Origin of the sequence: Calothrix anomala FACHB-343, assembly GCF_014696435.1 — a bacterium.
Taxonomy (GTDB): Bacteria; Cyanobacteriota; Cyanobacteriia; order Cyanobacteriales; family Nostocaceae; genus Aulosira; species Aulosira anomala_A.
The window spans coordinates 1-9,715 of the sequence record NZ_JACJQG010000129.1 but is presented as its reverse complement, the minus strand read 5'-3'; the positions used below and the strand labels follow the sequence as shown (position 1 = coordinate 9,715).

The following is a 9,715-nucleotide window of genomic DNA, read 5'->3' as shown; positions in this document are numbered from 1 at the left end:
TTACCCGAAACTTCAGAAACCTTTATCTACCTTGCTATGATCCGTATTATGGTGAGGCGGCTAGCATAAAATTTGACCCCTAAAAACTTTTCAAACACCCTCTTAGAGCAAATTTGATAAAAATAGCTTTGAGTTGGGGTTGACTTCCGGAACTCAATCGGAAGTCAACCCCAACTCTAATGCCCAAAACGTAGACTAAAGGACACAATCCGCCAAAGCATCAAAAAAATAGCTGTAGAAAAAGTTTCTGTATAATCAAATATTGCGATCGTTTGGAAAGTTCACGTTGTTTTAGCACACGTATTCGATTGAGCGGTTTCAACCCTATCATTTCGGTGAGGTAGCTCCTCCTAAAGCCTGTTACATGATGTTTGACGAAAGAGTTATTCAACATCGCACATCAGTTGTTTATATTCCGAAACGGCGTTTCGATAAGCCTCATTCTCCCCAGGTCTTGCATCCCAAAGGATTCTAATGATGTGGGTCTGGTTGAGATTCATTTCGTTTCGCAAGCGCAAAATCTCCGTTATTGCCTCATTTCGGAGTAAGCCGAAACGGGTGAAACGCTGTGCTTGCGAGCTGAAACCATTGATTTCACGTTGTTTCGGCGTTTCGGATGAATGTTTCGCCGTTTCGCTAGGTGAGGATTCCGTTTCGCCTTCATCAGCGTGGAAACTCGACTCCAGTCTCTTGATAGTATCGATATCAGAACTGATGAATTCTCCTGGTGTGGGTGGTTGGAAGGCTTCAAGAAAAGTTCTCGAATCGCGGTCATAGCCAGAATGATTTTCCAGCTTAGGCATTGCAAACCAACGATTGAGTCCACCATGATAAACTGCTCGGTTTACAGGCGATGCATCAATGAACTCCTGAACTTTAGCATCACTGATTTTCTGGCTACTGGGGATGAAGCCAGTAGAAATCATCGCACTATAGGCTGCAATATTCACACCAGAAACAATCGCCAGGGGAGTAAACTGCGATCGCAGTCCACCACTAATACCCAAATCCTCAGTATGGGGATTCTGGGCTAAAATCCAAACTCTAATCCCAGCAGAGTCACCGCAGGAAGTATAACTGGTCAATTTTCCCTTGAGCCAATCGAGTTGCTTTGCAATCTTAAACTGGCTGCCAATTTGTGTCCCTTCATCAAAAGCTAGCAACTTGTCACCCCTGATGGTATCAAATTCTTTGATGCAATTTTGAAACCAACTGACAATTTCAACAGGAGTCATAGATGGAGTAGAAGCCCGTTTGAGGACATCTACACAACCAGAGAAATAACCAGTTTCTTTTGGGTCGTTCTTGGGGTCAATGTAAAAAATGGTAGTTTGCGGGTGCAATTGTTTAATTCGCCGCAAAGCATTACTCACAAGCAAACCTTTGCCAGCCCCAGGAATACCTATGATTAAATGGTTAGAAATCCGTTGTGACATCTTCTCAATCACATCAAGTGTTTGAGGTATTTGGGGGCTGTATTCGTCAATGTATGTGTTAGTTTCATCAATTGGTATAGGAGTTGAGGAATTGGATGAAGGAATACCAAGTGGTAAATTAGTGATTGGTGCAGCTAAAGGTAAGTGAGCAATAGGTGGAGGGGGTAAGTTGATTTGAGGTGCTTCTAATTGTGGTGGGCGTATTTGTTGAATCGCTTGAACATGGTGATAGTTAACTCTAGGGTCAACTGAAACTTTGGCAAGATGCTGATTGAGTTGGTCAAAGGTGGGGAAGACACCGCGAAAATTGACAAAGCAATCAAGCAAATATCGGTAAGCATAAAAGCGTTTCCCTGGTTCCACAATATTAATAAACTCAGTTAAGGTATGGGTGTGCTGCCTGAGCATGGCAAATTCATAACGCTCGCACGGTTCCAAGTGATGCATCAAATCAACAAATTCGTTTTGGTTTGAGAACCATTCTTCTCTGGCTTGGCTATCACCCATTGCTGATAAAAACTCGAAGAAATTGCCTCTAATAAAGGGTATGGGGGCAAACTGATGAGAAGCATTCATGTCAGTTGCAACTGCCCAAACATACCCAGCACTGGCAATTAACGCACCGATGGGTGCCAATGGACTGGTAGCATAACAGACTGCTCCAATTGCCCCACCAGCAAGAGTGATGAGTTTCGAGAGATTCATCCCGGCTCGTTCATCTTTGGCTCTAATTAATAGCTGGTCAGTGCGTTCAACTAACCAAGCAGCAACATTTCCCGCTTCCAGGTGTTCAATAGAAGGATAATCTTCTCTGAGTCGAGCAGTTTCTAGCGTAGTTAAAGATGGTACTCGGTTTTCCTGATTAGCCTGGTTGTGATTAGATGCAGGGTCTGGTTGATAATTGAGAAAATCCATAGAGTTCACCAATACTGATTATCAAAATAGAATTCAGGAGTCAGGAGTCAGGAGTCAGAATTCATACTGAATTCTGTACGAGTGGTGAGGCAGTCCGTTGGCGGGGTTCCCCCGCTTAAAGGAACTGCCGTTAGCGCAGCGTAAAGCCTGCGGCATAGCTCCGCTTAGAGCGACGCAGGAGCGTCACCCGTAGGGCGGATGAATAAGTGGGTTTAAGACCCCCGCTAAATTAAAAATTTAGCGGTCTACAATTAGCGCAAAGTTCAGAGCGGAGGCTTCCTCCGCTCTGAACTTTGTAAGAGAGTGGCGGGTCTGAATCCCCCACTAATTGCATTCTGACTCCTGACTTCTGACTCCTGACTTCTGGATTCTTCTTCATTTGGTCAATTTCCAAATCGTGTAGCCGATTTCACCAGCCATCATTGAGCCTAAGTTGTAGACAAGGCAGGCAAGGATAGTGCTGGGATTGGTGAAGGCGAAAGGGTTACGTCCAACGAAGGTAGTTGTCAGGTCGAAAATCCAAAAGAACAAAGCAACTGCACCACCTGTGTGCCGTTCTTTCATACCAGCAACCTTGTAATCCCGCCACAATGCCTGTGTTAGGTCAATGGTGCCACTGGGTTTGCCGCCTAATGTAAACTGCTTGGAATATTCAAACTCGGTTTTCGCTTCTTCTGGACGTTTACCTCTTAACGTTCGAGCTTCCATCACCTGAACTAATGCAGATATGCCAAAAGATAACCAGAATAATGGGTTGAAGGGCAGTGTTAGCCAACCAATCCACCCAATCCAATTTTGTTCAAACCAGGGCAACAGAGGAGTTCCAGCAAACATCGTCTGCCAAATGCCATCAGTACTGAGTAACGAACCGATGAAAAAGCCCAGTGCGCCGATGATTTTTGTACCGCCAGAACCAGGGGTGACGAACTGTGCCAGGATATGGGAAACGAAAGATACAGGGATGGAAATAATATCAACAATCCAGCCCGCAAGGATTTCTATGTAATCAGAAACTCCCTTCCTTTTGTGAGTCTGCTTTTCGGTTGCTTGCTCAGAAGATGAATTTTTCTGAGTATCCATTCTCTTTATTCCTCCTGCTCGAGTAACCCAGAATTGTCGCGAGGTTAAGCTGGGGGTGCTGGGGGAGAAAAGAGTAATTGAACAATAACTCTCTTGCTACCCCAGCCTCAAGAGCTTGCCAGAACGCGAAGTTTGTGTGACACACAACTAGCCCGGTGCATCAGTGCAAGCATTTTTGTAGTAGTATTTCCATTGCCATTGCCGAGCAGAAATCCGCCCAATGCAAGCACCAGCAGAGTCATAAACATAAATCACTTCCGACTCTAACCAACCTGTAGTTTCTGGGCGCGGATCTCGTTTTGGATTGTCAATGTACTGCCGAATTTTTAGTTTTTGAGTATTGGGCATGACTTGGGTTTGAGCTAGCTTTAAAGCTGTTAGCTGGCGTTGCTCGATGCGTGAGCGTTCTACATCTTCGCTCTGTTCAATGCTTGCGGCGGCGTTAAATGATTGAAATTGAGATGGGAGTTTGAGGAATAAGGGTGATGCAATGAAAGCTATTCCTATAAAACCGAGTATTGCTTGTCCAAGGTATTTATTAGCACTAGTACTCACGATTTCTCCCCGATCAATTTCACCGATATACCAGCAGTAAAGCCTAAAGTCATCGCAGACGAACAATTCGCAATTCGCAGTTCGCAATTCGCAATTATGAACAAAAGTTTCAATTGATTCATTGTTTTTACAAGCTTTTAATTTCAACTATGAACAAAAAAACAGACAGTATTAATTGCGAATTGCGAATTCATAATTGCGAATTGGTTTGACTGGGCTAATTGCTAGTTTCTGCAATGCCTGTGCGAGTTTTTGGCTCATTTTGAAACACGCCCCAAAATTGCAAAACCTGCGCCAACAAATATTCCTAAAGCTGGAAGCAGTCCAGTAGAAAGTACCCCAGTAGCAATTACACTTCCCAAGAGATAGCCACTTCCACCCAAAGCACCTAAAACGGAAGTGGTGAATAAACTTGTGCTGAGAATATCCATAACTGTCTTTTTCCTTTGGGATTTCAAAATTTCTTGTAGTAGTCGGATTTGGGCAATAGTAGCGACAGTCTCCTGATGGAGTTGTAGAGCCAGTGCTACTGTTGAATAAGCTTTTAGAACTGGATCTGTGTCCCCATTGAGCTGACTCTCTGTCTGAGTGAATTGAGTCGCTGTTTGAGTTGTTCCTTGTTTCGGATGGACTCCCCCAATCTTGTTGAGGCTTCTTCGGCTAGGTTAATTAAGCTCTGATCAATCTCCGCTATTTGATTGTCAACTTCAAGCAGAGATTGCTCGGCAAAAGCATCTAGTACTGTCCCTTTGGCTGCAATCAAGGATTCCATGAACAACAATGCGCCTGTTACCCCAGTGGAGGCACCCAAGATTTTCGATTGTTCGTTTTGAACCGCGATCGCTCCTGATATCGTCTGTTTATCTGCTGCTGTTAGCTTGTATGAAGCCTGCTGAATTGCTTCGTCAGCCTTTGTAATTGTGGCTTCTCCCATGCCATTGAATGGTTGCGAGTCCGGCTTTTGGTCTTGTTTGACTTTTGAATGAGCAGCCAGAAATTCTTCGGGGAGTTGGGAATTGATTGTCCAAGTTTGGCCTGGAAAGTTCTTGCGGAACTCGTCAACTAACTTACCCGGTTTTATACCAATAGATTCTGCATATTCTTTAATAGTCATTATCTAAACTCCTGTAAATTTTTCTGGGTGTTGTTTTAACTCAACTGCGGTTTTGATTAAACCTTTAAGTAAAACGCAAGTTCTAATTTGTTGCAGAACTGGAAGATGCCAATTAGTCAATTTGACATGGCGATTTAATCCACCATTCTCTTCATCTCTAAAATCAGCAAAACTTGGGAGATATAAAGAAGCTAAATCGAGATATGTTCTTAACTGCCTTTCGCTAATTTGTGGTTTCAATCTCAGAGCTGCCTGTTGTCTTGTGAGAACTTCTTCAACGGAGCAAGAACCTTTCAGTTGCAATACTTTCTCTCCTTTCACTTCCGATTGACTTCCGATGAACTTCCGATTCATTTCCGGAAGTGCTGATATCAATCATAAAAAACCCGCAATATTGCGGGTAGTGTTTGTGTAACCTCTTTGTGTTTCTCCAACACTAAGCTAAAGCTAATATTTTATGGATAGCTCCGAAGTGGTTCAGTACATATGGCTTAGGTTCTACAAATCTAGAACTATTTTCATCAGCTAACCAATTTTTTAATGTTTCAACTGAATACCCTGACAATTTGCTCATTTGGTAAATCGAAAACTTATGAATCTTTTTAAAATCTTTAGGATGTATGGGATTAATACTAATAGTTACCATAGACAATTGCTCCTACTATTTGTGAAGCTTTGTGGGATGATCCTCTTATTTACCGTACCATACCGTACAAAATTTGCAACTATGACGTAATTTGCCGTACTATCAGAAAACTATTTCTCTGCTATGTATGCCAAAGCCAGGATATAAAACTATCACAGTTCCCGACTGGATAATTGATGAAATTAAAAGACAACCTGATTACCAGGGGAATCAAGCTGCTACACTGGGAAGATTGATTAAAGATGCGGTTGCGGCTCGCAGTGGAGATTTAGAAAGCCCAGAATTAATTACTGGACGCATCCTCAATCATCTGCCTCATTGGGACAGAAACAAATCCTGGGAGTTAGCGCTAACTATTTTAAGCTGGCTACAAGAAAGCGAGCGCTCTGACCATGAGCTTTGATAAGATACAGGGGTGTTCCAGAGAATGATTCTGTTGTTACGCAATCGCGCTACAAGTGAACAACTTGAACAAATGCTCATAGAACACAAGTTCTATATTAAAACAGCAGTAGATATTGAGCGTAGAGTATTAGTTGGCGGCGGTGAGCTACACGTTGATTGTGAACAAGTGCTGTTGGATGATGGTAGTAGACAACAGGATATTTGGGCTGCTAGTTTCATGCCAGTGACTGGGAGGATTATATGCGAATCTATGGTTAACCTTCGTCCCCGGCAGAATCGCTCAATGGAAATTTTAGACTCTAATATTAGAGAAAGAGTTGCTCAAATCATTATTGAGTTCTTGGGAAACTTATGATTGAAATGACACCACAACAGCAAAGTTTTGTACAAGATGATGTTTCCACTCGCCTGCATCACTTGGTAAATCACTTATCGCAAATTCATTCTTTATGGGCTGGGGAGTCATCGAAAGATTTGATGCTAAATCTGGTAAAAGAAAGTCGTTACTTTATCGAGTGGACTGTGCCTGACATGGTGAAAGCCGATGACATTGACAGAGCTTGTGAGTTAGTTGATTTAGCGCGTTTAATGAGTAATTGGTTATTCCATTGGGACGAGATGTGGTCTGATGCTGAACAAAAGCGGATCGCACAGAAAACGACCCAAAACTGGTTGCATCGGGTTTGGGAAATAGCTGATACAAAGCCAGAATCACTGAGTGCCTAGTTTTTCGGTTTGTCTAGCTTGACCTCAACAAACGGCTCAAAACAACCCATCGCCTTACCCAGATAATGCATTACATCGCCCAAATGTGTCTTGATTTGGGTTTAAAACTTCCAAAGTTTGTGCAAGTGCCTGTATTGCATCTGCCACACTAAAATCCCTTTTGTTATCACATAAGAATTGATAAACTAGTGGGTTATGCTCTTGAAAATCTACTAGTGAATTGAGTATTTTCTCCAATTCTTCATGCACAGATTCTCTGGTTCTGCTGTCTAAGTACAGTGTCTTGTCTAGAGTTTGTTCATTCATGATTTCTATCCAATATAAATAAAGAAGCGCTCTGTTAATAACAAAGCGCTTGGTGATTGATAGATTGTGGTAAGTTGCTACTAATATGTCTTCGGATTGCTCTCAAGTTGCAGCGAATCTTGTCAACAATTCTTCACGGCTTAATTGAATGCATAGAGGCGTAAATTCTTCTGGTGGTAACTGTAACAACCTATCAATAACTCTTGACAGTTCCTCATCTACTGAACCAAATCTTACTTTAAGCAAATTTTCTACAACTTCGCGTCGTTCCTCCAGTCTTGCCTGCTGTTTTGTAGTTTCTTCCCATTGTTGATATGCTTGTGACAAGTTCATGATTAACTCCTGGTCATCTTCTGTAAGATTTTCTGGCTGTTGAATTGAAACAATCCGCCAATTGGTAATCAGTTTCAAAGTGTTTTGTCGTACCAGATTGCTTTGGGGTAGTGCCAATAATTCCCTGACAGCTTGGCGTTGAGTTTCTCCTTTACCTAATAGCCTTAACCACAATGTTTCCGAAGTCACTGGCAACTGATTAATCGCCACTATCGCCGTTCTCAACGAGTCAGCTAGAAAATACACTCCAGTTGTCCAGGTTTCTAGGTCTAGTTTAGCGCCAAAACTGTTAAGCAAACTTTCTGAAGCTGATGGTGCTAAAATCCATAATCGTGCAAGATTATCCTCTGGTAAGCTCGCATCCTCTCGCTTGGCTTTTCGTTGTGAGTCTGCCATGACTGTAAAGACCTTCAGAAGACAGTTGCGTACTTCTGTTTTCGTTGGTTGATTGCGAAAGGGTTCTAGCAAAGAAATTCCTACAGCTATTCTGCCAAGTAACCCCAATGACTGTTGATTAGCTTGGGGTGTTGGTATGGCAGAAAACAAAATATCTACTTGGCGAATTTCATCGGTTATTTCTTTATTGACTTCCACCTTTCCTAAAGGAGAAAGTAATTCCTCCAAGAATTGCTTTGAAAACTGATCGTAAGGTTTTCTAGTCATAGTTTTAATCGGAGGTGTTTTGCATGTTAGATGCTGAACTTTTGGTTCCAACTGAATAGTATTTGCCTATCCAAATGTGTATTTTTTCAAAAATTGCCTATACCATCTTTGCAACAGTCTGCTGTTGAACTTGCTGCATCCATCCCTTAATTGCTTGTAGTTCATCCACACCATCAACTACAGCATTCACAACATACTTTTGATAGGAATTAGCAGCATGATTGGGGTGGTCAAACTTATCTGATGCCCAAGCAATACACATGGTTTTTACAAGCTCATCAACCTTACTGTGATGAAGCTCACTGGGGCTACTAACATCTTGAAAATGTAACCATTCTTTGATTAAATCAAGAGGGTAATTTAGTAATTTACGAATTTGTTTTATCCGTAAATCTTGAGGATGTATTGCAGATGTTACAGTAGTTTGCTTTGGATTTGATTGCGGTTGTACAGATTGAGCATAATCGACTGAATCTGAAGTTAGAGTTAACTTTGATTGAACATCACGAATAATTGCTCCCCAGTCAGCGTTAGGATTCCATTCTCGACGAATTTTAGTTTTAGTCAAAGCATCATAGAGATTGCAGAAAACTGAATTTTCATCACCAGGAGTAGCAACAATTATTAAAGGCTGAGTAAAATCTTTCACAACAGATGCAGCTAACAAGAATGATTTAGCAAAGTTTGTTTCAATGCCACTGCGGACGATATAAATTTCATCGGCTTGAACAACAATATCTAATTTTAAATTGTCCTTGCCTTTGAAATCTTTATCTGTTAGTCTTAGCTCCAAAACATAACCTGTTAATGCTCTTTGGCTCACAGGAATCTTTTTATCTTGTTCAATTTCGCAGTTATACCAAGCGTAAATCCAACCATCAACCTCTAATTTCTTCACATACAGATAAATTGGCTGTGGTGGATTACCTAATCCGAGTTTTATTTCAGGCATAATTAAAAATCATCCAGTTCAGTTTGGCTAGAAGTCAGGAGTCAGGAGTCAGGAGTCAGAAGTCAGAAGTCAGAAGTGAGTTAGCATAACTTGTTAGCAACTTACTGACTTCTTCAAGTTGGGGAATTAATTCGGAGGTATCATCATACCCAAGGTCTCTAGTAAGAATTAAATAGTAACGACACTCTTCTAAGGAACCTTGCGCTATATTCATAAATCTTGCTTTATCTGATAATCCTTTTTTCTTAAATCCTTCAGCTATATTGGCTGGGATTGAAACTGCCGCTCTTCTAAATTGAGAAGTTAAACCATATATTTCAGATTTAGGAAATTGACTAGTAAGTTTGTAAACTGTTAAAACAAATTGATGTGCTTTCTTCCAAACTATCAAGTCTTGAAATGTTTTTGCTGGTTGTCTCATTTATTCTGACTCCTGAATTCTGACTTCTTAATTCTTATGATTGTTTTTGCATCTTGGCTTTATTCATTTGATGAATTGATTCTTGAATTACAGGTCTTGCAGCTTCTTTAACAGAGGATTTGGCTTGCTGATACAAAAATTGTGTTACGCCTTCTGCATCCTC

14 protein-coding genes are annotated in these 9,715 nt (G+C 41.4%); 3 read left to right on the top strand and 11 right to left on the bottom strand.

The features are described 5' to 3' along the window. Positions 1–383 precede the first annotated feature (383 nt). The 7 genes from H6G08_RS36385 to H6G08_RS36355 form a co-directional block, all read right to left on the bottom strand. Positions 384–2,351, bottom strand: coding sequence for a nucleoside/nucleotide kinase family protein (locus tag H6G08_RS36385; RefSeq protein WP_190552099.1), 1,968 nt, complete (start codon positions 2,349–2,351; stop codon positions 384–386). A 375-nt stretch (positions 2,352–2,726) separates the two neighbouring features. Further along, the gene (locus H6G08_RS36380) at positions 2,727–3,431 is read right to left on the bottom strand and encodes a hypothetical protein (RefSeq protein WP_190552097.1); all 705 of its coding nucleotides are present in this window, start codon (positions 3,429–3,431) and stop codon (positions 2,727–2,729) included. Positions 3,432–3,578: 147 nt separating this feature from the next. After that, positions 3,579–3,986 carry a hypothetical protein gene (locus H6G08_RS36375; protein ID WP_199322874.1) on the bottom strand — a complete coding sequence of 136 codons (408 nt, stop codon included), beginning with the start codon at positions 3,984–3,986 and terminating at the stop codon, positions 3,579–3,581. 257 nt (positions 3,987–4,243) lie between these two features. Continuing rightward, complete coding sequence (locus H6G08_RS36370; RefSeq protein ID WP_190552095.1) at positions 4,244–4,417, bottom strand: hypothetical protein; 174 nt, start codon at positions 4,415–4,417, stop codon at positions 4,244–4,246. Between the two features lie 113 nt (positions 4,418–4,530). Beyond that, positions 4,531–5,100: a hypothetical protein gene (locus tag H6G08_RS36365; protein ID WP_096648456.1), complete on the bottom strand. Its 570-nt coding sequence runs from the start codon at positions 5,098–5,100 to the stop codon at positions 4,531–4,533. 3 nt (positions 5,101–5,103) lie between these two features. Beyond that, complete coding sequence (locus tag H6G08_RS36360) at positions 5,104–5,454, bottom strand: hypothetical protein (protein WP_096648458.1); 351 nt, start codon at positions 5,452–5,454, stop codon at positions 5,104–5,106. A gap of 82 nt (positions 5,455–5,536) precedes the next feature. Beyond that, entirely contained in the window at positions 5,537–5,746 is a 210-nt protein-coding gene (locus H6G08_RS36355; RefSeq protein ID WP_045873469.1) for a hypothetical protein, read from the bottom strand. Between the two features lie 127 nt (positions 5,747–5,873). Between H6G08_RS36355 and H6G08_RS36350 the strand changes: the two genes are divergently transcribed. From H6G08_RS36350 to H6G08_RS36340, 3 genes are read left to right on the top strand one after another with little or no spacing between them, the layout of a single operon-like run. Continuing rightward, the gene (locus H6G08_RS36350; protein WP_096648460.1) at positions 5,874–6,149 is read left to right on the top strand and encodes a hypothetical protein; all 276 of its coding nucleotides are present in this window, start codon (positions 5,874–5,876) and stop codon (positions 6,147–6,149) included. 24 nt (positions 6,150–6,173) lie between these two features. Beyond that, a complete protein-coding gene (locus H6G08_RS36345; protein WP_096648462.1) occupies positions 6,174–6,506 on the top strand; it encodes a DUF5674 family protein in 333 nt (110 codons plus the stop codon). Further along, positions 6,503–6,877: a hypothetical protein gene (locus tag H6G08_RS36340; protein WP_096648464.1), complete on the top strand. Its 375-nt coding sequence runs from the start codon at positions 6,503–6,505 to the stop codon at positions 6,875–6,877. The genes H6G08_RS36345 and H6G08_RS36340 overlap by 4 nt, the downstream gene beginning before the upstream one ends. A gap of 54 nt (positions 6,878–6,931) precedes the next feature. On the opposite strand, the gene H6G08_RS36335 is transcribed toward H6G08_RS36340, so the two are convergent. The 4 genes from H6G08_RS36335 to H6G08_RS36320 form a co-directional block, all read right to left on the bottom strand. Further along, complete coding sequence (locus tag H6G08_RS36335; RefSeq protein ID WP_096648466.1) at positions 6,932–7,183, bottom strand: hypothetical protein; 252 nt, start codon at positions 7,181–7,183, stop codon at positions 6,932–6,934. A 102-nt stretch (positions 7,184–7,285) separates the two neighbouring features. Next, positions 7,286–8,179, bottom strand: a complete 894-nt coding sequence (locus H6G08_RS36330; protein ID WP_190552093.1) for an RpnC/YadD family protein — start codon at positions 8,177–8,179, stop codon at positions 7,286–7,288. Between the two features lie 97 nt (positions 8,180–8,276). Beyond that, positions 8,277–9,131 (bottom strand): hypothetical protein, encoded by an 855-nt coding sequence (locus H6G08_RS36325; protein ID WP_199322873.1) that lies wholly within the window; start codon positions 9,129–9,131, stop codon positions 8,277–8,279. Between the two features lie 55 nt (positions 9,132–9,186). Then, positions 9,187–9,552 (bottom strand): four helix bundle protein, encoded by a 366-nt coding sequence (locus H6G08_RS36320; RefSeq protein ID WP_190552091.1) that lies wholly within the window; start codon positions 9,550–9,552, stop codon positions 9,187–9,189. Positions 9,553–9,715: the final 163 nt, after the last annotated feature.